The organism is Actinomadura sp. KC06, from assembly GCF_004348735.1.
In the GTDB taxonomy this organism is placed as follows: Bacteria; Actinomycetota; Actinomycetes; order Streptosporangiales; family Streptosporangiaceae; genus Spirillospora.
Map to the genome: position 1 here is coordinate 152,299 of NZ_SMKT01000002.1, position 25,223 is coordinate 177,521.

The following is a 25,223-nucleotide window of genomic DNA, read 5'->3' on the forward strand; positions in this document are numbered from 1 at the left end:
CAGCACGATGCCGGGTACCCCGCACCGACCGGCGTACGGCCCGGCCCATGGCGGGCCTCCCGGCCCCGGACCCATGCCCGGCGGGCCGCCAGGGACGATGCCGGGTGGGATGCAGGGGCCTATGCATGGTGGGCCGCCAGGGGCGATGCCGCCCTTCGGGCGGCCGCCGTTTGCGCCGCGAAAGAAGAAGGGGCCCATGGTGGCCCTGCTCCTGCTGGCGGCGGTCGTCGTCATCCTCGGCGGCGGGATCGGAACCGCCGTCTATGTCTCCGAAGTCCGGCCGCGCAATTACCTCGAAGACTGGCGCCGCCAGATGGGGTACGCCGACACGCTCGTCATGACGAACAGTTTCGTGGAGAGCAAGCGGGTGCACATCACGCTGGAGCAGGGGTGCTCCCCGGCCATCCCCTGCAACCCGCACCCCGCCAAGGACATCGTGGAATGGCTCAGCCGGGGCGGCGTGGCCACCATGACCGAACAGGAAGCGGCGAAGTGCTTCGGCGAGGGCTGCCAGCGCGTCTTCTACTACGAGGGGCACAAGCTCGTCGTCGAATTCGAGAAGGTCTCCTTGACCTGGAATTTCCGGGTACAGATCGACATGTACTGGTGAGCCTCCGGGCGCCCGTACGCCGGGGGGCGTAGGCGGCGAGCAGCCCGCTGGGGGATGTCGGGACGCGGAGGGAGCGGCGATCGTGGCGGCGGCATAGAGCAGAGGAGGCTCTCATGAAACGTCGGACACGCGCCGTCGCGTGGCTCTCTCCGGGTGTCGGGATCGCGGTGCTGCTCGGCAGCGCGCCGGCAGTGAACGCCCAGGCATCGCAGCCGGTGGACAGGTGGATCGCGCGGCATGCCGTCCCGCTCGCGACCGCCGACCCGTCCGCGCCGCTGGACGATCTGGCCCCCCTTCGCCGGTCGGTCGGGGACGCGGCGGTCGTCGGCCTCGGCGAGTCGGTGCACGGCACGGCCGAGGAGACCACGCTCAAGCTGCGCGCCCTCCGCTTCCTGGTGGAGCGGATGGGGTTCCGGTCCATCGCCTGGGAAGAGGACTGGACGATGGGGCTCACGATCAACGAGTACGTCCTGACCGGGAAGGGCGATCCGGACGCGCTCGTGCGGGACATGAGCTTCCAATGGCGGACGCGCGAAATGGCGGACGTCCTGCGGTGGCTGCGCGCTTACAACGCCGGCCAGAAGGAAAAGGTCCGGTTCGTCGGCGTCGAGTACTACTTCACGCGTCCGCTGGCCTACGACGGCATCAAGGCATATGTCGCGAAGACCGCTCCGGAACGCCTTCCCGAATTGCGCAAGCACAAGATCGTGCGTCCGTGGACGTCGGACATGCCCGTATACACCAGCTGGTTCAAAGAAAAGGTCGAGGACAAGCGTTCGTACGTCCGGCATGCGCGCCAGGTGTACGAGCTGGTCAAGGACCTCCCGGACGGGGGCCGCGACCACGAGGTGGCCCTGCACCACGCCAGGCAGATCGTGTCGTTCTACGAGCATTTCCTGCTGGAATTCAACGAGGCCAACGCCTACCGGGACGCCCACGCCGCGAAGAACCTGGCGTGGTGGCGGACGCACAGCGGCGGCGACAAGATCGTCTACTGGGGCGCGAGCGCGCACACCTCCAACGCCCCGGAACTCCACGTCACCGCGCAGAACGGGCAGGACCTGCGCTACCCCACCGCCGGCTCGCACCTGCGGCGCCGGTACGGGCAGCGGTACCGGTCGATCGGCTTCACGCTCGGCCATGGCGAGGCGAGCCTCGGCCCGGGGCAGACGGTCGCCCTCGCGCGTCCGGCCCCGAACTGGTTCGAGCGGCGGTTCGGCGAGGTCCGCGCGGCGCAGTTCGTCCTGGACCTGCGCTCCCCCACCCCGGCGCCGGTCCGCCGGTGGCTGGACGCGCCCGCCGCCACCCGCGGCCTTCCGCATTTCGGGGCGGGCTCGACCACGACCGGGGGCTCGCTGTCCCAGTGGTTCGACGTGATCGTCCACCGCCACGAGGTCTCTCCAGCGCAACCGGCCTGAACTTGCCCAAGGACCAGGGCCCGGATTGGCGAAAAGTGCCGACATTCTCCTGACACCGGCGTGGTTCGGTCCATTAGCTGGGCTGGGCTGACACCACGCCGGCCGGACGGGGTTGCCGGAAAACGGCGGGCTGGTTACGGTTCAGTCGATTAATAGGAAGGTTTCCTATCAGATTTGAGGTCGAACCCGTGCCCCGCTCGCCCCCCGCCGATATCACGCCATGCCGTCCGACGTACCTCGGGGTTCGGGGGATTCCCGCGTGTCCGCATCTCCTTTCCCGGGAGTGAAATTGACAAGATTCCGCCCTGGCCTCCTCTTCACCGCCCTCTGTGCCCTTGTCCTCGCACTGCTCGTCCCGACGCCGGCGAACGCCGCGTCGACGGCGAAGGCGACCTTCACCAAGGCCGCGGACTGGGGTTCGGGGTACGAGGCCCGATACACGATCACCAACGCGACCGAGTCGGCGATCTCCGGCTGGAAGGTCGAGTTCGACCTCCCGTCCGGCACGACCATCGGCTCCTACTGGGACGCGCTGCTCACCAAGTCCGGGCAGCACGCCACCTTCACCAACCGCAACTACAACGCCACCGTCGCCGCCGGCGCGTCCGTCACCTTCGGGTTCCTGGTGAGCGGTTCGGGTGCTCCCACGAACTGCACCGTCAACGGCGGATCCTGCAGCGGCGACACCACCCCCGGAGCGCCCTCCGCTCCCGGCGAGGTCTCGGTGACCGGCAAGACGGACAGCTCCCTGACCCTGTCGTGGGGCCCCGCGTCCGGGACGGTCACCGGCTACCGCGTCTACGAGGGCGACGACGTCCGCGCGACGGTGAACGCGACGAGCACCACCATCTCCGGACTGGAGAAGTGCTCCAACCACACCTACACGGTCAAGGCGTACAACGGTGTCGGCGAGTCCGCGGGATCCGCGGTCTCCGGCACCACGAGCGGCTGCACCGTGCCGGACGTCGGCAAGCACGCCGCCCCCTACCTCTACCTGGGCTGGGGCAACCCGCCCGACCCGGTCACGGTGATGAACGCGTCCGGGATCAAGATGTTCACGATGGCCTTCATCCTGGCTCAGAACGGCTGCAACCCGGCCTGGGACAGCCAGCGCCCGCTGAAGGGCGGCGTGGACGAGCAGGCGATCAACAAGATCCGCGCGGCCGGCGGTGACATCATGCCGTCCATCGGCGGCTGGTCCGGCAACAAGCTCGGCCCGAACTGCTCGACCCCCGAGGCCCTGGCCGGCGCCTACCAGAAGGTCATCGACGCCTACGGCCTCAAGTCCATCGACGTCGACATCGAGAACACCGACGAGTTCGAGAACCCGGCCGTCCAGGACCGGATCCTCGGCGCCCTGAAGATCGTCGAGCAGAAGAACCCCGGCATCCAGACGATCCTGACGCTCCCCGTCCTCGCCAGCGGCCCGAACTCGTGGGGCAAGCGCCTCATCGACCGCGCGGCCGAGCTGCAGGTCCCCGTGGACGTCTGGTCGATCATGCCGTTCAACTTCAACGGCCACTCGGACATGTACGGCAACACCGTCAAGTCGTCCGAGGGCCTCAAGGCGGCTCTGGTGTCGGCCTTCAAGTGGTCCGACGAGGTCGCCTACACCCACATGGGCATCTCCGGCATGAACGGCCGGTCCGACGTGGGCGAGATCACGACCACCGCGATCTGGACCCAGATCCGCGACTGGGCCAAGCAGAAGAACCTGGCCAGGCTGACGTTCTGGGCGGTCAACCGCGACCGTCCCGGCAGCGGCACCGACCAGACCGACTGGCAGTTCAGCAAGATCACTGCCGGTTTCTGACCACCCTCCAGGCGGCCCGCGTCCCAGCTCCGGGGACGCGGGCCGCACCCTTTCCGCCATCCGCCGATTGGCACACCGGGCGGGTGTTCCGCCGAGTTCCTCCAATGGCCTAATTGGCGAGTATCGCCAATGGAACGGGCCATCGCCGGGCAGGTAGTGCCGATATTCGGGCGGGCCCGGGCTGGTTCGGTGTTCAAGCTGGGGTGGTTGCTCTATGCAGGTGGCGAGGTTCCGGAAAGGGCTTGCCCAGGTCACGGAGGCTCGTTACCTTGCTTTCAAAACTGATAGGAAACCTTCCTATCGATTAGCGATCTAGCAGCAGTGACCTACTCGGGGTTCGGGGGAATCCGCCAAGCTTCCTACCGATGGAGTGAGAGTTGCGCCCCCACGCAGACTTGCGCCCCCGTTCCGTTCCCAGTGTCCGGCCGGTTCTCAGTACCCGCTCGGTTATCGGTGTCCGCTCGGTTCTCAGTGTCATAGCCGTGCTCCTCGTCGCGCTCCTCGCGCCGCTCGGCGGCTCCCAGGCCAGCGCCGCGACGCTCGCCGCGACGTTCACCAAGCCCAACGACTGGGGTTCCGGCTGGGAAGGGCGCTTCACGCTGACCAACGCGTCCGACCAGGCGATCAACGGATGGAAGGTCGAGTTCGACCTGCCCGCCGGGACGACCGTCGGCTCGTACTGGGACGCCCTCCTCACCAAGAACGGGCAGCGCCAGACATTCCAGAACCGCAACTACAACGCCGCGGTGCCCGCGGGCGGTTCCGTCACGTTCGGGTTCCTCGGGAACGGTCCCGGAGCCCCTGAGAACTGCACGTTCAACGGCAATCCGTGCGGCGGCGGTGACACCGGCAATCCCGGCGAGCTCGGCGCGCCCGGCAACCCGACCGTCACCGCGCGGACCGACACCTCGCTGACGCTCAGCTGGCAGCCCGCCTCCGGCACGCCGACCGGCTACCGCGTCTACGAGGGCTCCGACCTGCGCGCGACGGTCAGCGGCACCACCGCCACGATCGGCGGCCTCGCGAAGTGCTCGACGCACAGCTACACGATCAAGGCCTACGACGACAACGGTGAGTCGGCCGCCAGCACCGCCGTCACGAGCACGACCAGCGGATGCGTGAGCAGCGCGCTGCCCAAGCACTTCCTGACCGGCTACTGGCACAACTTCGTGAACCAGGCCCGTCCGCTGAAGCTCTCCCAGGTGCCCGCCGAGTACGACGTCATCGCGGTCGCGTTCGGCGAGGCGACGACCCGCTTCGGCGAGGTCAGCTTCAGGGTCGACCCGGGTCTGGCCAGCGCGGTCGGCGGCTACACCGACGAGCAGTTCAAGGCGGACGTGAAGGCGCTCCAGGCCAAGGGCAAGAAGGTCATCCTGTCGGTCGGCGGCGAGAAGGGCGCGATCTGGGTCGGCAACAGCAGCGCCGCGACCCTGTTCACCGACTCCATGAGCTCCATCATCTCCGAGTGGGGCTTCGACGGCGTCGACATCGACCTGGAGAACGGCCTCAACCCGACCTACATGGGGCAGGCGCTGCGGGCGATCCGCGCCAAGGTCGGCAACGAGATGATCATCACGATGGCGCCGCAGACAGTCGACATGCAGTCCACCGGCGGGGCGTACTTCCAGCTCGCGCTGGCCATCAAGGACATCCTGACCGTCGTCCACATGCAGTACTACAACTCAGGGACGATGCTCGGCTGCGACCAGCAGGTGTACTCGCAGGGAACGCTGAACTTCATGACGGCGCTGGCCTGCATCCAGCTCGAGAACGGGCTGCGTCCCGACCAGGTGGCGCTGGGTCTCCCGGCGGGCGCCGGTGCGGCGGGCGGCGGGGTCGTCCAGCCGGGGCTGGTCAACAACGCGCTCGACTGCCTCGCCAAGGGCACGAGCTGCGGCACCTTCAAGCCGTCCAAGACGTATCCGGACATCCGCGGCGCGATGACCTGGTCGATCAACTGGGACGTCACCAACGGCGGCCGGTTCGCCGGGACCGTCGGCCCGCACCTGGACACGCTGCCGTAACCGGTCCCGCTCCCGTGGCGGACACGCCACGGGAGCGGGACACGCTTCGCCAGAGGGACGGACATGAAGAAGATCTGGGCCCCGGCGGTTCTCACCGCCGGGCTGCTCGTCGGGCTCCCGAGCCCGGCGCAAGCTGAGAACGTACTGGCCAACGCCGGTTTCGAGACAGGGTCGCTGAGCGGCTGGACGTGCGCGAGCGGCGGTTCCGTCGTCACCACTCCGGTGCGCACGGGGTCGTACGCGCTCGCCGGCGGTGTGACCGCCGGCAGCACGGGCCAGTGCACGCAGACCGTCAGCGTCCAGCCGAACACGGCCTACACGCTGTCGGCCTGGGTGCGCGGCAGCTACGTGCACATGGGCGTGACCGGCGGGGCGAAGACGTGGATCCCGTCCGCGTCGAACTACACCAAGCTGACGGTGTCGTTCACGACCGGAGCCGACCAGAAGTCCGCGGAGATCTTCCTGCACGGCTGGTACGGCACCGGCGCCTACCACGCGGACGACGTGGAGCTGGACGGCCCCGGCGGCGAACCCCAGCCCGGAGTGCCGGGCGCGCCCGCCGCCCCCAAGCTGGGCGCGGTCACCGACAACTCGATCGCGCTGTCGTGGGAACCGGCGTCCGGGACGGTCACCGGCTACCGCGTCTACGAGGGCACGGCGCTGAAGGCGACCGTGACCGGGACGAGCGCCACCATCTCCGGCCTGGCCAAGTGCAGCTCGCACAGCTACACGGTCGCCGCGTACAACGACGTCGGCGAGTCGGCCAGGTCCGCGCCGGTCAGCGGCCGGACGGGCGGCTGCGTCGACACCGGGCTGCCGAAGCACGCGCTCATCGGCTACATGCACGCGAGTTTCGCCAACGGCTCGGGCTACGTCCGGATGGCGGACATCCCGGACGCGTGGGACATCATCGACCTCGCGTTCGGCGAGCCGACGTCGGTGACGTCCGGCGACATCCGGTTCAACCGCTGCCCGGTGAGCGAGTGCCCGAACGTGGAGAGCGACGAGGAGTTCATCGCCGGGATCCGCGCGAAGCAGGCGCAGGGCAAGAAGGTGCTGATCTCGATCGGCGGCCAGAACGGCCAGGTGCAGCTCACGACGACCGGCGCGCGGGACGCGTTCGTCCGGTCCGTCTCGGCGATCATCGACAAGTACGGCCTGGACGGTCTGGACGTCGACTTCGAGGGCCACTCGCTCTACCTCAACAGCGGCGACACCGACTTCCGCAACCCGAAGACCCCGGTGATCGTCAACCTGATCTCCGCGCTGAAGACGCTGAAGGCCAAGTACGGCGAGAAGTTCGTGCTGACGATGGCCCCGGAGACGTTCTTCGTGCAGGTCGGCTATCAGTTCTACGGCGGCGCCGGCGGCGGGGACAACCGGACGGGCTCCTACCTCCCGGTGATCCACGCGATGCGGGACGACCTGACCGTCCTGCACGTCCAGGACTACAACTCCGGCCCGGTGATGGGGCTCGACGGCCAGTACAAGAACATGGGCGGCGCCGAGTTCCACATCGCGATGACCGACATGGTGAAGGCCGGGTTCCCGGTCGCGAACACCGGTCACACGTTCCCCGGGCTGCGGCCCGACCAGATCGGGATCGGGCTGCCCGCCGCGATCCCCGCGGGCAACGGCCACACCTCGCCGGCCCAGGTGCATCAGGCGGTGAACTGCCTGGTCAAGGGGACGGGCTGCGGCTCGTACACGCTGCGTGGCGGGACGTCCCCGGCGCTGCGCGGGCTGATGACCTGGTCGATCAACTGGGACCACTACTTCAAGTGGGAGTTCATGAACGCCCACGAGCCATTCCTCAACGGCCTTCCGTAGCGCCGAAGACCCCGAAGACCTTTTGAGGAACCCACCCCCACCGGAAGGAAACGAAGTGAGATCGACCCGATCGAGAAAGGTCGCGGCCGTCGCGGTCACGGTCCCCGCGGCGTCCGCGCTGGTGGTGCTCGGCACCTCCTCCGGCGCGAGCGCGCACGGGACCATGTCCGACCCGCCGAGCCGCGTCTACGTCTGCAAGAACGAGGGCCCGGAGACCCCGAAGTCGGACGCGTGCAAGGCGGCCGTCGCCGCCGGCGGCACCCAGGCGTTCTACGACTGGAACGAGGTGTCGCTGCTGGAGGCCGGCGGGCGGCACCGGCAGCTCATCCCGGACGGTCAGCTCTGCAGCGCCGGGCGCGCCAAGTACCGCGGCCTGGACCTGCCGCGCGCCGACTGGCCCGCCAAGCGGATGTCGTCCGGCGCGCAGACGATCACCTACCACGCTTCCGCGCCGCACTCGGCGAGCAACTTCGAGTTCTACATCACCCGTGACGGCTGGAGCCCGACGCAGCCGCTGCGCTGGTCGGACCTGGTGCACATCCAGACGTTCAACCGCCAGAACCCGACCACGTTCACCAAGTGGACGATCAACATCCCGCCGCGCACGGGCCGGCACATCCTGTACTCGATCTGGCAGCGGGTGGTCGGCAGCGCGGAGGCCTTCTACACCTGCTCGGACGTCGACTTCGGCGGAACGACGACGCCCCCGACCGACCCGCCGACCGATCCCCCGACCGACCCTCCCACCGACCCGCCGACGGACCCGCCGAGCGGCACCTGGACGGCCGGCACCGCCTACAGCGCGGGCCAGCAGGTGACCTACAACGGCGCGACGTACAAGTGCCTTCAGCCGCACACGGCGCTGGCCGGCTGGGAACCCGCGAACACCGCGGCGCTCTGGCAGAAGGTCTGAGCGCGACGAGGATGATGCGCACGCGATGAGTTGCCCCATATGAAGCGCCACGCGACCGACCGCCGCGCCACGGGACGGCCCGCGCCCGGGGACCCCGCCACCACGGGGGACCCGGAGCGGGGCCGGCCCGCGGCCGATCCTCCCGCGGCCGACCGCCCGGCGGCCGACCGCCGCGTCACCGTCCGCCACACGGCCGAGCCCACCCCTCCGGCCGAACCCCCTGTGACGGACGGCCGCGCTGCGGGACGCCCCGCGGTGAAGCGCGGTGTCGTGAAGTACGGCGCGCTGGCGCTCCTCGTCGCGTGCGCTCTCCTGGTGTTCGCCCAGTGCGGGGCCGCCGGCGGTTCGCCGTCCGGCGGCTCCGCCCCCGCGTCGCGGGGCGGAGACGGGTTCAATTCCGACGACGTGATGTTCCTGCAGATGATGCTTCCCCATCAGGAGCAGGGCGTGAAGCTGGTCCGGCTGGCGAAGCGGCATCCGGTCAGCCCCGAGGTGAAGACCCTGGCCGCGGCGATCGAGACCACCCAGGTCGCCGAGGCGAGGGAGATGCAGCAGCGGCTGCGCGAGTGGCGGCGGCCGCTGCGCGCGGACTCGCACGAGCACGCCGCGCACGGCGGCATGCCGGAGACGACCGACGCCGAGCTGGCGGCGTTGGAGCGGACCCCGCCAGACCAGTTCGAACGCCAGTTCCTCAACCTGCTGATCGGCCATCAGGACGACGCGGTCCAGATGGCCCGGCTCGAGACCGGCAGGGGCGAGGACGGCTGGACGCGGCGGCTGGCGGAGCGCGTCGACCGGTCCCGGTCGGCGCAGATCGAACAGATGCTGGCCATTCTCCGTCCCCCATCCCAGAAGGCACCCCGATCCCCGCAGGCACTCCCGTCCCTGAAAGCTCTCCGATCCCCGGAAGGAACCCGACCCCCGGAAGACTCCCACCGGAAGTAGGTGTTCGGCATGCGCCGAATAATCGGAATCCTGACCACTTTCATCGTCTTGGCCGCGCTCGCCGTCGCTCCCGCCCAGGCGGCGGACCGGCTGACGGCCGCCTTCAGTTTGTCCGGGACGACCGGAAAATATGTGGTCTCCAATCCCGGCACGGCCGCCGTCAGCAACTGGACGCTGACGTTCGAGCTCCCCGCGGGTGTGACCGCGCGCAACCCGCAGAACGTCACCTTGTCGCAGAATGGGACGAAGGTGACGCTCCGTCCGCTGTTCTATATCAACACCGTCCGCGCGGGCGGGAACACCGAGCCCTACAGCCCGACGTTCACGTTGAGCTCCGCCACCGAGCAGCCGACGAACTGTCTGCTGAACGGCGCGGCTTGCGACGGCTCGGGTGAGGATCCGCCGGAGGCGGCGGGCGTCACCGCGGAATACTCGATCGAGGGATCGCGCGCCAAGTTCATCGTCGCGAACAATTCCGGCGCGACGATCTCGAACTGGTCGATCGTGTTCACCCTGCCGTCCGGCGTGACCGCCAGCGGCGCCGACAACGGCTCGATCACCCAGACGGGCAGCACGTTCACCCTTTCCCCCGCCCACTACAACTCCACGATCCAGTCGGGCCGCACGACCGAGCCGTACAGCCCGACGTTCACGGTCAGCAGAGCGGGCGCGGAACCGGTGACCTGCCGGGTCAACGACGTCAACTGCGACGGGAGCGGCGACGTGCTGCCGTCCGCGCCCGGCAACCTCACGGCCCCGGTGAAGACGACGAAGACCGTCTCGCTGAAGTGGGACGCGGCGACCCCCGGCAGCCTGCCGATCACCGCCTACGAGGTGTACAACGGCTCCGCGCTCGCGACCACGGTGGCGGAGACGAACGCCACGGTCACCGGCCTCACGCCGAACACCGAGTACACGTTCACCGTCAAGGCGCGGGACCGCAAGGGCGGCCTGTCGCCCGCCAGCACGCCGGTCACCGTCAGGACGAACAACCCGGCCGATGACACGACGGCGCCCTCCACCCCGGGCGGCCTGCGCAGCACCGCCAAGGACGCCGGGAGCGTGTCGCTCTCGTGGAGCGCCTCGTCCGACGCCAGCGGCGTGGCGAACTACGACGTCCTGGTCGACGGCAAGGTCGCGACGACCGTGATCGGCACGTCGGCGAAGGTCGGGGGCCTGTCCCCGTCCACCGAGTACACGTTCACCGTCAAGGCCCGCGACACCTACGACAACGTGTCCGGGGCAAGCGACGCCATCAAGGTGAAGACGTCCGACATCGTCGGTGAGGGCTACGCCAGGGTCGGCTACTTCGTCCAGTGGGGCATCTACGGCCGCCAGTACTTCGTGAAGAACCTGGACACCACCGGGAACGCGCGGCGGCTCACCCACATCAACTACGCCTTCGGCAACATCGACCCGGTCAACCTGACCTGCCTGCACGGTGTCACCAAGGGCACCTCGCAGAACCCGCAGGACCCGAACCAGGGCGACGGCGCGGGTGACGCCGAGGCCGACTACGGGCGCCCGTTCAGCGCCGCGCAGTCGGTGGACGGCGTCGCCGACACCGGCTGGGAGAAGCTCCAGGGCAACTACAACCAGCTGCTGAAGCTCAAGAAGAAGCACCCGCACCTGAAGGTGCTGATCTCGCTCGGCGGCTGGACGTACTCGAAGTACTTCTCCGACGCCGCCAAGACCGACGCGTCCCGCAAGAAGTTCGTGCAGTCCTGCCTCGACATCTACATCAAGGGCAACCTGCCCGTGTACAACGGCAAGGGCGGGCCGGGCACCGGCGCCGGGATCTTCGACGGCATCGACCTCGACTGGGAGTGGCCGGGCGCCGAAGGGCACCCGGGCAACCACGTCAGCCCGGACGACAAGCGCAACAACACGCTGCTCATCGCCGAGTTCCGCCGCCAGATGGACGAGCTGACGAAGAGCACCGGCCAGCGCTACCAGCTCACCGCGTTCACCCCCGCGGACCCGGCGAAGATCGAGGCCGGCTGGGAGCTGGCCGAGGTCAACAAGTACATGGACATGTTCAACATCCAGGGCTACGACTTCCACGGCGCGGGCAGCGACAACTCCTGGGAGCCCAAGCGGACGGGCCACCAGGGCAACCTGTACACCGACACCGATGACCCGTACCCGTTCCACTTCAGCGTCGAGAACGCGGTGCAGCCGTACCTCGACGCGGGCATCAACCCGCGCAAGCTGACCATCGGCCTGGCCTACTACGGCCGGGGCTGGCAGCAGGTCAAGGACGGCGGCAAGAGCGGCGAATGGCAGGACGCGAACGGCGCGGCCCCCGGCCAGTTCCAGGAAGAGGCCGGGACGCGCGGTTACAGCAACCTGCTGGCCAGCGTGCCGAACTGCCGGATCGTCCACGACGAACAGGCGGTGGCGACGTCCTGCTTCACCGGAGACAACGGTCAATGGTGGACGTTCGACGACCCCTGGTCGATCCAGAAGAAGGTCGCCTGGCTGAAGAGCAAGAACATGCTCGGCGCGATGATCTGGGAGATGTCCGGCGATCCGGGCATCCTCACCCAGACGCTGGATCAGAGTCTGGGGAGCTGATCTCCTGACCCCCTGATCCCGCGAGACCCAGGGCCGGTGCCGCCTTGCGCCAGCACGGCACCGGCCCTGACCCATTTCGGACGGACGCGCACTCCACCGCGGGAGGCGCGTCCGTCCTTTCATGGGGGGTGTGGACCACGTGGTCCAGTTCACGCGCCGGACTTTGGACCACCTGGTCCACTCTTGGGTATCGTCGTTCCCATGGGACTTGAGGAACAGCTTCCCAGCGGCTTCCTGCTGACCACGGTGGAGAAGGTCGCCGGGTGGGCGCGGTCGAGCTCGCTATGGCCGATGACCTTCGGGCTGGCCTGCTGCTCGATCGAGCTGATGGACGTCGGCATGGCCCGGCACGACTTCGCCCGCTGGGGCATGGAGCGCGCCTCGGCCACGCCCCGGCAGGCCGACCTGATGATCGTCGCGGGCCGGGTGAGCCAGAAGATGGCGCCGGTCCTGCGGCGCCTCTACGACCAGATGACCGAGCCGAAATGGGTCATCGCGATGGGCGTGTGCGCGTCGTCCGGCGGGATGTTCAACAACTACGCGATCGTGCAGGGCGCCGACCACATCGTGCCGGTGGACTTCTACCTTCCCGGCTGCCCGCCCCGGCCCGAAATGCTGCTGGACACGATCCTCAAGCTCCACGACAAGATTCAGAACAGCACGCTCGGCGCGGACCGCAAGGCGGAGATCGCCGAACTCGAAGAAGGCGCCCTTTCGCATCGGCGGCCGTCGAAGATCGGCCTTTGAGGAGATCTCAGGGCGCGGCCGGAGGGGCGAGGAGCCTGCGGAGCATGCCGAGCTGCAGGCCGGCCAGGCGCCGTCCCTCGGCGACGTCGATGTCGTCGAGGTTCTTGAGGGTCCACGCGTCGATCGTCCACAGCAGGGCCAGCGTGACCTCGCTCTGCAGGGACGGCGGCAGGTCGTCGCGGACGGCCCCGACCGAGCGGCCCGCCGCCAGGACGCCGCCGAGCCAGCCGTCGATCCCGGCCTTGACCCGGCCCAGCGGCCCGCCGTCGGGGGCGGGCGCGTCGGAGACGTAGAAGAGCCGCCAGAGGTCGATGAGGCGGCGGTCCCGTCCGGCGGCGCGCATCAGGTCGTCGGAGAGCCGCGCCACCGCGTCCCAGAAATCGGGGACGGCGAATTCGTCCGGATCCGGCACTTTCACGGAGTCGCGGAGGCCGTCCGCGATGGCGGTCACGACCGCGTCGAACAATGCCTCTTTCGACTCGTAGTAGTGGTAGAAAGAGCTCTTGCTCATTCCGCAGGAACGGATGATGCGGTTCAGCGACGCGCCGTCGAAACCGTGGCGCACGAATTCCCGCATCGCCGTGTCGAGCAGTTCACGGCGCCGCTCCGGCGGCAGCACGGCCTTTTCGGATCCCACGTGCAGACCTTAGCCGACGGTGACGCGAGGTCACTCCGTGTCGAGGACCGGGGCGTCCCCGGCCAGGTCGGCGCGGTCGTCGCGCGGGCGGTCGCCACATCTGTGATCTTCAGCCCGCCAGGGGACGGAAACGCGAGTTGATCAAGCGTTTCCCGGCCGACCGGTGCGTGATCGAGGGCCCGGCCCTTGCGACTCGGCGGCAAAGGCGCGGCGGCGGAAACCGTTCCGGTCCATTCCCTGGCGCCCGGCGCGGGGCCGTCTAGTCTGTCGTAATGATTCCCGCTTCGGGTGTTTCCTCCGCGACGTCCCGGCTTGGGTGGCTCGATGCGCTGCGCGGCGGGGCGGCGCTGGCGGTGGCGCTGCACCACGCCAGCTACGTGTACCTGCCGTCCCTGCGGATCCAGATGGCCGACTGGTTCGACCCCGGCATGGCGGGCGTCCTGGTGTTCTTCCTGGTCAGCGGGTACATCGTGCCGGCCTCGCTGGAGCGTCGCGGCAGCGTGCGGGGATTCTGGATCGGCCGGTTCTTCCGCATCTACCCGCTGCTCTCGGTGGCGTGCTTCCTCGCGATCCTGCCGTTCCTGCTGGGCGTGCTCGGGCTCCGGGCGGGGCTGGAGCAGTACTCCCCCGCGACGGCCGTCCTGGCGCACCTGACGATGCTGCAGGACGTCCTGAACGTCCCCAACGTGATGAACGTCCTGTGGACGCTGTCGTACGAGATGGCCTTCTACCTGCTGATCGTCGCGCTGTTCGTGGTGGGCGGGCACCGCCGCTCCGCACCGGCGGCGGCCGTCCTCACCGTCGTCGCGGTCGTGGCCGTCGCGCTCACCGCCACGGGCCTGCTGACCGGCGCGTACGCCCCCGCCGCGCTGCTGTCGCGCACCGCCGGAACCGGCCCGGTCGTCGCCGTGACCGCCGCGGGCGTGGTGGTGGCGATCGCGGCGGCGGTGTCGAAGCGCCCCACGCCGCGCGTCGCCGGGGGGCTGCTCGGCGGGCTGCTCGCCGTCCTGCTGGTCACGGCGAACGGGCGCATCGACGCCTGGGAGGGCCTGATCATGCTGGCGATCATGTTCACCGGGACCGCCGTCCACCGCGCCGAGCACGGCCAGATCGGCCGGCGCACCGCCGTCGCGGCGTGCACGGTCGTCCTGGCGGGCTCGCTCGGCACCGGGACCTGGCACGCGGCGCCCTACGGCTGGAAGGCGCAGCTCGCCTGGTGCGCCACGGTGCTGGCCGCCGCGGCGGCGTTCGCGGCGGCGTGGCGGTGGCGGCACCGGCGGTTCCCCCGCTGGGCCACCGGCCTCGGCACCATCAGCTTCTCGGTCTACCTGCTGCACCCGCTGCTGCTGATGGTGGCGGCGCAGTTCCTGGACATCTCCGGCCGGGAGGACGTCGTCGGCCTGGTGTTCTTCGTCCTGGTGCTGCTGGCCGTGAGCTGGGCGTCGCAGCGCTGGATCGAGGCGCCCGCGCAGCGCCTCGGCCGCCGCCTCACCCGCCCGGCCCGCCAGGACGCCCCCGTCCAGCCCCAGGTCCTCGCCTCCTGACCCGCGGCGCGTTCACAGGCGCCGCCCGGCGCGGACGCCCCGGAGCAGCGTTTTCACAGCTCAGCGGCCGGATTGAAAAAATGGGTCTTCGTTCAGTCACGAGGCGTGCACGTAGAAGATCCGCAGGTCGTCCCCGCTTTCTGCGTAGAAGGCGTTCTATCCGGGGGGCGGGTGCACATTCTGTCATTGGTCATTTCTGCACGGGTGGTAAATAGTCGTGGGCATGGGGCCGGCGCCACGGCACGCCCGTGGCACCGGCCGGGGACCGGCAGGGCCAGGCGGTCACCACGTTTCTTCTTCCACCCCCATGAAAGGACCCCCCGCTCATGAGGAAGCGCAGACTGTTGACTGCTGTACCGCTTGCGTTCCTGACGCTGGCCGGTACGTCCGTCGCGAACGCGAACGCGGACACGCAGCCGTCGCCGCCGCCACGGACCAACATCGTCGGCGGCGTGCCCGCCACGGAGACCTACACGTTCATGGCCTCGCTGCAGAACGGCGGACGGCACGGCTGCGGCGGCTCCCTCGTCGCGCCGACGTGGGTCATCACCGCGACGCACTGCGGCCAGCCCGCCCAGGTGCGGATCGGCACGCAGACCTACAACGCGGGCGGCGAGGTCCGGCAGGTCTCGGGCCGCCAGGTCATCGGCGGCGACCTCGCCATCCTCCGCCTGTCCAGCGCGTCCACGATGAAGCCCATCCCGATCGCGCAGACCGCGCCGGTCGGGTCGGCCACCCGCCTGATCGGCTGGGGCCAGACCTGCCCGACCCGCGGCTGCGGCGGCGCTCCCATCCAGCTCCAGCAGCTCGACACCACCATCGTCGCCGACAGCCGCTGCTCCGGCATCGACGCGGCGAACGAGATCTGCACCGACGGCGGCAACGGCAAGGGCGCCTGCTACGGCGACTCCGGCGGACCGGCCGTGACCGGCGGACCCGGTGCGTGGGAGCTCGTCGGCGCCACCAGCCGCGGCGGCCAGACCTGCGCGCAGGGCCCGGCCATCTACAGCGACACGGCCGCTTACCGCACCCGGATCCTCCAGATCATCGGCGGCGCCGCGAGCGCGACCCGCTGACCGTCTCAGGAATGAACGTGCCCTCCGCCGGAGCGCGGTGCCCGGCGGAGGGCGCCTCATCCGCTCCCACACTGTGAGGTATCCATGGTCGCAAGCAAGTTCTTGAGGGTCTGCGCCGCGCTGCTGCTCGGCCTGGCCTTCCTGACCGGCACCGGCGTGTCCGCTTCGGCGGCGCCCGCGCCGGAGCAGTCCAACGTCCGCACGATCCGGTACGACACAAGCCAGGCCGCCGAGTTCAAGGCGGCGTGGGACGAGGGCGCGAAGATCTGGAACGAGCACGTCCAGAACGTCGAGTTCGTTCCCGGCACGCCCGGCGACGTCCGCATCCTCGCCGACAACGGCTGGCCCCGCGCGCAGGTGACGAGCCTCGGCCGCGGCACCGTCTGGATGGGCCGCCAGGCCACCCAGCAGGGCCACTACGAGATCCGGATCGCGTCCCACGAGCTGGGGCACATCCTCGGCCTGCCGGACCGGCGCACCGGCCTGTGCACGGACCTGATGTCCGGCGCCAGCGCCGGCACGACCTGCAAGAACCCGAACCCCAACGCGGCGGAGATCGCCGAGGTCGAGCGCAACTTCCAGAACGGCCGCATGGGCTTCAAGCCCGGTGCCGTCCTGAGCGAGGCGCCGATCCTGGCTCGCCACTGAACCCCTTCCAGCTCGGCGCGCCCGCACAAACCCTGCACGTGCGGACGGGCCGGATGAAAGAGGTTCACTGATCCCCGCCGCCCCCTCAACGCGACCTGAGGGCGTCCGTTCCTTCCGGCAGGCGCCCTCAGGTTCGCTTTTGGGGACGCGGCAAGAACGCCACCAGCGCCGTTCCCGCCGTGGTGATGACCGCGGCGACGACGAACGCCGTCGAGTATCCGTCCACCAGGTCCGCGCCGGAGCGGGCCGCGGCCGTCCCGAGAACCGTGAGGCCGATGGCGCCGCCGATCGTCCGGGACGTGTTGACGACCCCCGCCACGGCCCCCGCCTCCGACGACGGAGCGCCCGCCGTGGACGCCTGCACCAGCGGCGTCATCAGCAGCCCGAACCCGAGCGCCATCGTCGCGCCGGGGCCGAGGATCGAGCCGGCGAACGTCCCGTCGGCGTCCAGCACCACGCTCTGCCACGCGAACCCCGCGGCGGCCAGCAGCCCGCCCGCACCGGCGAGGAGCCGCGGGTCCATGCGGGCCATGAGCGTCGGCGCGAGCCGGGAGCCGATGATGATGCCCGCCGTGTGCGGCAGGAACGACAGGCCCGTCCGCACCGCGCTGTAGTGCAGGACGTTCTGCATGTAGAGCGACAGGAAGTACCAGAGCGCGAAACCCGCCATCGTCCCGACGAGCGTCGCGAGGTTCCCGACCGCGACGCTGCGCAGCCGGAACAGCCCGAGCCGCACCAGCGGCTGCGAGGTCCGCGCCTCCACCGCGACGAACGCCGCCAGCAACGCGAGCCCCGCCAGAACCGGGAACAGCGCCGACCAGCCGTGCTTCTCGGTCTCGCCGATGCCGAACGCCAGCAGCCCGACGCCCGCCGTGACGAGCACCGCCCCCGGCAGGTCGAGCCGCTGCCGCCCGCCGGCCAGGCGCTCCGCCCGCAGCCACCGGACGGCGATGAACCCCACGACAAGCCCGACCGGGACATTGATCAGGAACACCCAGCGCCAGCTCAGATAGTCGGTGAGCAGCCCGCCGACCAGCCCGCCGGTCGCGCCGCCCGCGGTGCCGACGGCGGTCCACATCGCGATCGCCCGCGTCCGGGCGGGACCGTCCGGGAACGTGGCGGTGATCAGCGAGAGCGTGACGGGCGCGAGGATCGCAGCCCCGAGCCCCTGCACGGCGCGGGCGCCGATGAGCATGCTCGCGTCCTGCGCGAACCCGCCCGCGAGGCTGGCCACGGTGAACAGGCCGAGCCCCGCGATGAAGACGCGCTTGCGTCCGAACAGATCGGCGGCGCGCCCGCCGAGCAGCAGGAACCCGGCGAACGTCAGCGAGTAGGCGTTGACGACCCATTGCAGCCCGGTCGCGCCGAGCCCGAGCCCGGCGCGCATGTCCGGCAGCGCGACGTTGACGACGGAGATGTCCAGGACGACGAGGAACTGCCCGATGGACGCGGCGAGCACCGCCGCCCACCCGGGTGTCGTTAGACGTGGCGCGTCTTTGCCGGCGACTGCGGGCTCATGGGTCGTGGTCATGCCTTACAGGGTGCACTCGCCCGCCCCTCCCCCGCGTCGGCCACCAGACCCAACCCACAAGGTCCCATAGACCTAGGACCCGCCCGCGCGTCTCAGCTTCGGGAGTGCTCCTCGGCTGTTCGGCCCAGGAGGACGGAGTTCTCGGTGAGGACGCCGCCAGAGTCTCCGGTGATCCGCAGTTTTCCGGTCGAGCCGGGGCTGAGCAGGTCGACCTCGCGCTGGAAAAGCCAAATGCGCTGGACCGTCAGATCGGCAGGACGTTCCTTACCGGCGTCGTCTCGTACCGCGTCCAGCCTGACACCCGGCCAAACAGTTCCCTGCAGGGTGCGCACTATGACGAGGAAGGCGCCTTCGCCGTCGGTCTCCACGGGTGCGGAGATCTGCAGCTGCACCTCATGATCCACAAGAACCCGCCCTGTCCATGAAGTCCTGGATTTCGTCCGGCGAGAGTTTCGGAGTCGTTTCCAGAATCCGGTTGAGGTCGCCGGTGGTGATGTTGGGCGGAATATCGTATCCCATGTCCGAGAGGATGGAGCGGGCGCGGGCGGCCGGGATCGTCTGGTTGGCGCGGTCTGCGAGGTCGGACGCCTGGATCCCGAGGCCCATCTCGGCTTCTCTCGGGATGTAGCCGGGGCCGAGTTTCTCCACGTCCTGGAGGTTGCCGGGGCGGTGGATCTGCACGACCCCCTCGCCGCCGTACTCGCTCGCCGACTGCGTGGCGAAGATCGTCGCGACGCCGGGGTCGGTCGTCACGGATGCGACCCCCGCCTTTTGCATGTTCTCGCCGCCGGGCCATCCCTTGGTCGTCCCGCGGAAATAGGGAGGGTCGGTGTCGGTGAGGCCCGAGGGGTCGATTCTGCGGACGGGGTTGCTCACATAGGCGTAAGGATTGGCGCCGCCGAGCAGCCCGATCGGGTCGCTGCTCAAATAGCGGCCGGTCGTGGAGTCGTAATAGCGGTGAAGGTTGTAGTCCAGCCCGCTTTCTTCGTCTCGATACTGACCGGGGAATCGGAACGGGCAGTCCGAAGTGTGCTGGGACGCCCCCCACAGGTCGGCCCTGGACGACTGCGTCAGCCTCCCGTCCGGCTGCACCAGTTCCCGTGGCGTGCCGACGAGATCGGTGATGATGGCGTGGAACTCTTCGTCATATTTCTGCTGCGATTCGTTCCAGGTTCTGCGGGTCTGCGTCGCGGGCCGGAACGATCCGGGGTCGTGCGTCCAGGTCCTGACCTGCCTGCGGCCGTGGCGGGACGAGTCCTCCTCGACCAGCGTCGTCCCGTCCCAGGTGAAATCGACCTGTTCGACGAGCTGCCCCGAGCCGTACCGCCGCTTGCTGACGCGTCGCCCGAACGGGTCATAGAAGTACTGCCAGGTATCGCCGGACGGCGTGCTGACCGAGACGAGCCGGTCGTCGGCGTCCCAGCCGTACCGCCAGCTGTCCCGGCGGCCGGACAGCGTCCTGACGTGGCGCGTGATGACGCGTCCCTGCTCGTCGTACTCGAACGACGTCCGTCCCGAGTGCATCAGCCGGGGGCCGGTGAACGTCCGGTCGGCCGGGAGGCCGGGGCCGTCCGGTCCGCGCGAGCCCGACCCGTGGACGGGGCTGCCGGCGGCGTCGTAGGCGTACCGCTCCGTCCACCCGTGGCCGTGGACGCCCGTCACCCGCCCGGCCTGATCGAGCTCGAACGACTGCGGGCCGTTCAGCCGATCATTGATAGCGGTGACGTTCCCGTCCGCCCGGTATCCGTAGGCCCGATGCTGCAGCAGCTGCGGCTCGGCCGTGGGCACCAGCGACCACAGGGCCTGGTCGATGAGGTGGTGGTCGGCGTCCCACCGCTGATCCACGACCACGCCGGTGCCGATGGCGCGCCGCACCTCCCGGCCGGCCGCGTCGTAGGAGAACCGGAGTGCTTGACCGTCGGTGTGCAGTTCGGCGAGCCGTCCGGCGGAGTCGTAGGCCCAAGACGCCTCGGCCCCGGCCGGTGTGGGCGACGCACGCGGCGGCCGAGCGCGTCGTAGGAGGCGCGCAGCACGCGTCCGTTGCACTCCTGGGTGACGACCCGGCCGTTCGCGTCGTAGCTCAGCCGCAGGTCGACGCCGGGCCCCGTCGCGTGGGTCAGCCTGCCCGCCGGGTCGTAGGCGTACGTGGTGACCGCGTCTCCGGACCGCTGCTCGACGACCTTCCCGAGCGGGTCGCGGACGTACTGCGTGAGCTCGCCTGCACCGTTGCGGCGCGCGACGAGCCGTCCCAGGGCGTCGTGCTCGTAGCGCAGTGTGCGGCCGTTGAAGTCCGCTTCCTGGACGAGCCTGCCCGCGGCGTCGTATTCGTAGCGCCAGACGAGGCCCTGCGGATTGGTGACGGAGGCGAGGCGGAGCTCGGCGTCGTACGCCAGCTCCAACCGGGACCCGTCGGCACCGAACTGGACCGATGGGATGCCGAAGGGCCCGTACTCGGTACGGGTCAGCTGCCCTGCCGCGTCGGTGTAGGCGATGAGGTCGCCGTTCGCGTCGTACTGCCAGCGTTCGGCGGATCCGGACGGCAGCGTCCGGCTGAGGGGCTTCCCTTCGATCGTCCACTCGAAGCGGGTGGTTCCGCCGACCGGGTCGGTCGCGGCCGTGATGCGGCCCAGGCTGTTGCGCTGGTAGCGGGAGGTGTTGCCGAGCTGGTCGGTGACGGACAGCGGCAGCCCGGCGCCGTCCACCTCGAACCTTGTGACGTCGCCCAGCGGATCGGTCACCGTCAGCAGGTGGCCCCGCTCGTTGTAGCCGTAGGTCGTCGTCGCGCCGAGCGGATCGGTACGGCTGACGAGATTGCCTCGCTCGTCCCATTCCTGCCGCCAGACGGCGCCGTCCGGCCCGGTGATCCGCACCGGCTTGTTCAGCTCGTTGTAGACGGCGACGGTACGGCTCTCGGACGTCCGGCCGATGGACGTGATGTTGCCGACTTCGTCATAGGCGAACCGCGTGGTGTGGCCGAGCGGATCGGTGAAGGACAGAACCCGGTTGTGACGGTCGCGCTCGTAGCGGGTGGTGTTGCCGAGCGGGTCGGTCTGGGCGATGAGCTGGTAGGCGTCGTTGAACTCGTAGGTGGTGCCGTGCCCCAGGGAATCGGTCTGGACGGTACGCCTGATGCCCGTGGCGTCGGGTTCCACGAAACGGATACGGGTGTTGAGATGGCCACCGGTTCCCGTCCCCGCGATGGCGCGGCCGCGCTCGTCGTAGGTGTAGTCGTAGCCGTGGCCGGAACGGTCCCGCCACCCGGTCATGCGGTGCTCGTCGTCGTAGAAGAACCGCAGCGGCCGGCCGGACTCGTTGATGACTTCGGCCAGATCGCCCTGGGCGTCGTAGCCGTACCGCATCAGGACGACGCCGTCCGCCTCGCCTTGGACGAGCAGTCGAAGCGCGCTGATGCGCCATTCGCCGATCGGGCTTTGGGACGGAATGGTGTCGACGGCGATCCGATAGCCGCCCGAATGCCGGACTTCGTTGAGGGCGCCGCCCTCGTCGTACACCAGGTCGATCCGGTTGCCGTTCCGGTCTGTGATCGCGGCCAGGGGAAGCCGGGACCACCCGGTCTGCGCGCCGGGTGCCGGAAAGTGCAGCGTGCGGCCGGTGCGTCCGTCGGTGAGCGTGTAGCCGCCGTCGCCGGTCATCGCCAGATGCCGGTGCTGGGCGCCCTCGACCGGACGGGTCACGACACGAGGGATGTTGACCAGCGGGAACCGCACCACCATCCCGTCGGACGCCACGTAAGCGATCCCGGTCGCCTCCAGTTCGAGGTACTGGTCCAGCGTCGAGGCCCAGGAGGCGCCGAAGAGCCGTCCTCGCCGGTGGCTGGACAGGTGCGTCCGCTCAAGGACCAGCGGCAGGACCCCCGCGAGCTGGACGTCCGTCTGGGAGAAGAGCACCTCACCCGTGGCGAGGTCGATCGGGTCTTTGGTGGTGGTCTTGTCCCCAGTGTCGCGGGACTCTTTCTGCGTCGTGTCCTTGTCGGGCTTGTCGCCACCGGGTTTGCCGTCGCCGGGTTTGCCGTCGCCGGGTTTGCCGTCGTTTCCCGAAGGCTTGCCGTCGCCGGGTTTACCACCGCCGCCGCCCGGACCGCCGCCGCGGCGCTTGGGGGCGGGGAACGCATGCCCGGCCATCTTGTGGAAGACGCCCTTACCCGCACCGGGCAGCTTCGGCCCGCCCTTACGCCTTCCCACCGTGAAGCGCTCCGATCCCAGCAGTACACATAAGGGATAAATCACCGGGAATCTATCACCCAGCCCGCGTCTCACCACAGACGAGCGCACCCCACGACACTCGGCCACTCACAGGGCGTCCGCCCACCTCGCGCGCCATTCCCCATGCTCCACAGAGCCTTGACGGTGGACGGGTTTTCTGCCGTTCCCTGTCCTAGGCGAAGGTGAGCTGCAACGCCCGACATCAAGCAGTTCAGCCCGCGCGCGCGTTACAAGGGTTAGACGGCCAGGCCGGGGGCGCGGCTGACCCAGCCGAGCCCGCCATGCCCCATCCGAGTCCTGCCTCAACGTCGTCCAGGCGGAGCGGCTCCGCCAGTGCCACTTCGCCGCACCTCCGACGCGCGGCGCGGACAGGTGAGGCCGATGGTGCAGGTGCGTCCCGGACGCTTGCGAATTCGGCGGATGTTAGGCACTTAACATGTAGTTCGTCGGCGCGTCCTGCGTCAACAGCCGAAGGGCAAGGATGCCCAGGCACCTCGTCACGGATTCGTGTGATTGATTTCTGATCATTGGTCGGGGGGAGTGCAATTCTCCGGCGTTGACGGTTTCATTGTCGGGCGGCGTTTCCGGGCGTTGGCCCCGCGCGTTCCGGGTTGCGTCCGACCATGACCGGGCCGGTCGGCGAGGAATCGGCTCGGCGCCGTCCGGCGGAAGGGCTGATGGTGGGCGTCGACCACACCAGCGGGACCGACACCAAGACGGAGACCCCCGACCAGCCGCAAGCGCCCGACAGCACCTCCCAGCCACCACCGGACAGGCCGGGCTCACCAGGACAGCAGTCGCGGCTGGAGAGCCGCGCCGCCGCCCGCGCACCCGCCGAGACCGAAGCCGAGCCGCAGGAACCGCAGGACTCGGACGAGACGAAGGACGACGAGCCCGGCGCCGAGAAGAGCGACGTCCAGCAGCCAACGGAGAATGACCGGGACACACCGCGCGGACCAAGAGCCGAGTCGTGGGCACGCGCGCAGGGGACGGACACGTCCGAGGACAACCGCGAGCCGGTCGCGGACACCACCCCACCGGACGAACGCACCAACCACACGCCAGCCAGCGACACGACCGCCCCCGAGGGCAGCGAACCCCTGCCCGCCGACCGCGAACCAGCCTCCGGCAGCGGCGAAACGGGGACGGAGAGCGTCGAGCCCGGCGAACCGAACACCGGCCAACAGCCCACCGAACGCGATGACATCCAGCCGTCCCCCGAGGGCGAGGAAAGACCGGACGAAAACTCGGACGGCACCAATGAGGACCGTGGTAGGAACCCTGAGAACCAGCCCGCATCCCCGGCCGCCGAGGAGACCGAAACCGACCCATTCGCCGGCCTCCCGACCCGCGCCGACCTCGACCCCGCCAGCGCCGGCGCCCTAACCCGCGAACGCGGCGAACCCCTAACCCCAATCAACGAGAACCAGGACCTGTCCGAACCCGACCCCGAAGATGATTCGGACTGGAATAGGTTCCTACGATCGACCAGGAATGACAACGTAGAGGAAGCAGTCAAGACCATCAATGATGTCGGCATCAAGGCGCAAAAGATTCTCGGGGACAGGCCGCCGACCGGGCATCCCGGTGTCGTTCATGACAGGAATCCTCAGTTTACTGACACCCAGCATATTGCGAACTATGGAGACGCGGCCACCGGCGTGATCGGTGTTGCGATCGTTGTTGCCGAGCTCGGGCGTCGCGCTCATAACGGAATACGGCGAATGAGAGGAAATGAACATGGCGATCACCGATAACCAAGTGGCGGCCCTGCGCGCCCAACTCGAAGGCCGCTACGACGAGCACCGTCAGATATTGCAACGACTGGACCAGGCCGAGGACAATGTTGCGTACAATGCGCTGGTCTCTGCGGCCTTCTTCGAAGCCTCCAGGGACCGCTTCCTCAGAGATGGAGTGCCCGCCGATGACGCCGAGGTCATCGAGTTCATCGCCTACACGCGCGAGCGAGTTCCAGACGTGGCCGACGACATCGATCCAGACATTGCTGAACGACTCATACTATTCGTCATCGGCAAACTGCCCCTCGATGCGAACGATGACATCAAGGGCAATGTGGCACTGGCAACGAAGTTGCTTCTGCTCGCTGCACTGATCCACGACGCCAACCCGAGCCAAGCCGAATTCGATGCCTTCATGGCGAAGGTGAGGAGAATGGCGGAGAAAGCAGTTCAATGACCGACTACACGGGCGTTGAGGTGCACGACGAGCACGTCGCCGCGTTGCGATCACTGCTGAGGTTTGATCTCGCCGCCGCAAAAATGTATGAGAGCGTGACGGAAGATACGGCTGCTATCGGTCACACATTGATGGTGTATTCGGCGTTCGCCGTGGCCGTGCACCGAAAGTTCGCACCGAAATATTCTGTGGCGCAGATACTCCGATATGTGGCCGATCTACGGATCTCCCTCGGAGACGATGCATCACAAGTCAATCCTCGTGTGGCCGAATGCATGATCCGCGCTGCCCTTGGCGACGAGACCCTCAATGACCACGAACCGTATGGCGCCGACATGCGAGCCATGATGGATGTCGAGATGACCGTGTTGCTCGATCTCACCGACAAGGCACGCTTCGACGAGACAGGGTTGGACGAATTCCTGAGGGCTTCGGCGGACCACGCCAAGCGGTGGCTCGCAATTCAACGGGATCGGCAGGTGGGAGAACAG

The 25,223-nt window shown here is 68.9% G+C and carries 20 protein-coding genes; 15 read left to right on the forward strand and 5 right to left on the reverse strand.

The genetic code is table 11. The annotated features are described in order from the left end of the window. Positions 1–196: 196 nt before the first annotated feature. The 9 genes from E1287_RS01590 (at position 197) to E1287_RS01630 (ending at position 12,877) form a co-directional block, all read left to right on the forward strand. The gene (locus E1287_RS01590; RefSeq protein WP_131962777.1) at positions 197–610 is read left to right on the forward strand and encodes a hypothetical protein; all 414 of its coding nucleotides are present in this window, start codon (positions 197–199) and stop codon (positions 608–610) included. Positions 611–723: 113 nt separating this feature from the next. Beyond that, positions 724–2,028 carry an erythromycin esterase family protein gene (locus E1287_RS01595; protein ID WP_131962779.1) on the forward strand — a complete coding sequence of 435 codons (1,305 nt, stop codon included), beginning with the start codon at positions 724–726 and terminating at the stop codon, positions 2,026–2,028. A gap of 289 nt (positions 2,029–2,317) precedes the next feature. Then, positions 2,318–3,841: a cellulose binding domain-containing protein gene (locus E1287_RS01600; protein WP_243718494.1), complete on the forward strand. Its 1,524-nt coding sequence runs from the start codon at positions 2,318–2,320 to the stop codon at positions 3,839–3,841. A gap of 482 nt (positions 3,842–4,323) precedes the next feature. Further along, on the forward strand, positions 4,324–5,865 hold the full coding sequence (locus E1287_RS01605) for a glycosyl hydrolase family 18 protein (RefSeq protein ID WP_165968840.1): 1,542 nt from the start codon (positions 4,324–4,326) through the stop codon (positions 5,863–5,865). Positions 5,866–5,928: 63 nt separating this feature from the next. Further along, entirely contained in the window at positions 5,929–7,695 is a 1,767-nt protein-coding gene (locus E1287_RS01610) for a glycoside hydrolase family 18 protein (RefSeq protein ID WP_131962785.1), read from the forward strand. A 55-nt stretch (positions 7,696–7,750) separates the two neighbouring features. Beyond that, positions 7,751–8,608, forward strand: a complete 858-nt coding sequence (locus E1287_RS45340; protein WP_243718495.1) for a lytic polysaccharide monooxygenase — start codon at positions 7,751–7,753, stop codon at positions 8,606–8,608. A 39-nt stretch (positions 8,609–8,647) separates the two neighbouring features. Continuing rightward, positions 8,648–9,553 (forward strand): DUF305 domain-containing protein, encoded by a 906-nt coding sequence (locus tag E1287_RS01620; protein ID WP_131962787.1) that lies wholly within the window; start codon positions 8,648–8,650, stop codon positions 9,551–9,553. A 9-nt stretch (positions 9,554–9,562) separates the two neighbouring features. Next, positions 9,563–12,130 carry a glycosyl hydrolase family 18 protein gene (locus tag E1287_RS01625; protein ID WP_131962789.1) on the forward strand — a complete coding sequence of 856 codons (2,568 nt, stop codon included), beginning with the start codon at positions 9,563–9,565 and terminating at the stop codon, positions 12,128–12,130. Between the two features lie 201 nt (positions 12,131–12,331). Further along, positions 12,332–12,877 (forward strand): NADH-quinone oxidoreductase subunit B, encoded by a 546-nt coding sequence (locus tag E1287_RS01630; RefSeq protein ID WP_131962791.1) that lies wholly within the window; start codon positions 12,332–12,334, stop codon positions 12,875–12,877. Between the two features lie 7 nt (positions 12,878–12,884). On the opposite strand, the gene E1287_RS01635 is transcribed toward E1287_RS01630, so the two are convergent. Then, positions 12,885–13,514, reverse strand: coding sequence for a TetR/AcrR family transcriptional regulator (locus E1287_RS01635; RefSeq protein ID WP_207933960.1), 630 nt, complete (start codon positions 13,512–13,514; stop codon positions 12,885–12,887). A 272-nt stretch (positions 13,515–13,786) separates the two neighbouring features. Here E1287_RS01635 and E1287_RS01640 point away from each other — a divergent pair, with 272 nt between their 5' ends. The 3 genes from E1287_RS01640 (at position 13,787) to E1287_RS01650 (ending at position 16,782) form a co-directional block, all read left to right on the forward strand. Further along, positions 13,787–15,058 carry an acyltransferase gene (locus E1287_RS01640; RefSeq protein ID WP_207933961.1) on the forward strand — a complete coding sequence of 424 codons (1,272 nt, stop codon included), beginning with the start codon at positions 13,787–13,789 and terminating at the stop codon, positions 15,056–15,058. A gap of 326 nt (positions 15,059–15,384) precedes the next feature. Then, complete coding sequence (locus E1287_RS01645; protein WP_165968841.1) at positions 15,385–16,134, forward strand: serine protease; 750 nt, start codon at positions 15,385–15,387, stop codon at positions 16,132–16,134. Positions 16,135–16,218: 84 nt separating this feature from the next. After that, positions 16,219–16,782 carry a snapalysin family zinc-dependent metalloprotease gene (locus E1287_RS01650; protein ID WP_131962793.1) on the forward strand — a complete coding sequence of 188 codons (564 nt, stop codon included), beginning with the start codon at positions 16,219–16,221 and terminating at the stop codon, positions 16,780–16,782. Positions 16,783–16,909: 127 nt separating this feature from the next. Here the strand turns inward: E1287_RS01650 and E1287_RS01655 are convergent, their stop codons facing one another. The 4 genes from E1287_RS01655 to E1287_RS45345 form a co-directional block, all read right to left on the reverse strand. Continuing rightward, on the reverse strand, positions 16,910–18,313 hold the full coding sequence (locus E1287_RS01655) for an MFS transporter (protein WP_131962795.1): 1,404 nt from the start codon (positions 18,311–18,313) through the stop codon (positions 16,910–16,912). Between the two features lie 92 nt (positions 18,314–18,405). Then, the gene (locus E1287_RS01660) at positions 18,406–18,705 is read right to left on the reverse strand and encodes a hypothetical protein (protein ID WP_131962797.1); all 300 of its coding nucleotides are present in this window, start codon (positions 18,703–18,705) and stop codon (positions 18,406–18,408) included. A 1-nt stretch (position 18,706) separates the two neighbouring features. Then, positions 18,707–19,837 carry an RHS repeat-associated core domain-containing protein gene (locus E1287_RS01665; RefSeq protein WP_243718499.1) on the reverse strand — a complete coding sequence of 377 codons (1,131 nt, stop codon included), beginning with the start codon at positions 19,835–19,837 and terminating at the stop codon, positions 18,707–18,709. 176 nt (positions 19,838–20,013) lie between these two features. Beyond that, positions 20,014–22,515 (reverse strand): DUF6531 domain-containing protein, encoded by a 2,502-nt coding sequence (locus tag E1287_RS45345; protein ID WP_131962801.1) that lies wholly within the window; start codon positions 22,513–22,515, stop codon positions 20,014–20,016. 644 nt (positions 22,516–23,159) lie between these two features. On the opposite strand from E1287_RS45345, the gene E1287_RS01675 reads away from it, so the two are divergent. The 3 genes from E1287_RS01675 to E1287_RS01685 form a co-directional block, all read left to right on the forward strand. Then, a complete protein-coding gene (locus E1287_RS01675; protein WP_131962803.1) occupies positions 23,160–24,293 on the forward strand; it encodes a hypothetical protein in 1,134 nt (377 codons plus the stop codon). Next, a complete protein-coding gene (locus E1287_RS01680) occupies positions 24,277–24,732 on the forward strand; it encodes a hypothetical protein (protein ID WP_131962805.1) in 456 nt (151 codons plus the stop codon). Before E1287_RS01675 ends, E1287_RS01680 begins: the two co-directional genes overlap by 17 nt. Beyond that, a partial coding sequence (locus E1287_RS01685; RefSeq protein WP_131962807.1) for a hypothetical protein occupies positions 24,729–25,223 on the forward strand: 495 nt, incomplete at its 3' end. The genes E1287_RS01680 and E1287_RS01685, both read left to right, overlap by 4 nt.